Annotated in this window: 1 protein-coding gene; it reads right to left on the minus strand. The window is 62.2% G+C overall.

The annotated features are described in order from the left end of the window. Positions 1 to 368: hypothetical protein (locus AC1DCY_RS27980; protein ID WP_477356123.1), on the minus strand; the 368-nt coding region annotated here is incomplete at both ends.

A 368-nucleotide genomic window follows, 5' to 3' on the forward strand; every position in this document is an offset into this window, starting at 1 on the left:
TCCTTGGAGAGCGCCAGAAGGCTGGCGCTGACGTTGCCGTTCTGGGCGCCGAAGGCATTCATGGCAACCACGCGCTGGTGGATCTGATTCAGTCGGGGATTGTCGGCGTGGTTGGGGTCGCCCGGCGTACCGGTCCAGGCCAGTGCATCCGCGCGGGCTGGGTCACTGGCGTCCGTGGACCACCGCTGTATCGCATTGGTCTGCACGGGCATCGGCTTCCATTCTTCCCGATCCAGCTCGCTGCCTTTCACTTGTGGCCGGATGCTCTGCACCGGTCCGATGTTGTCCAGCACCTTCAACGTACCTTCGTACGTCTTGAACTCACCGAAAATGGTGTTGCCGTGAATACCGGCGTGGTTCAAGGCGCC

This window comes from Lysinibacillus sp. 10T31, assembly GCF_056394365.1.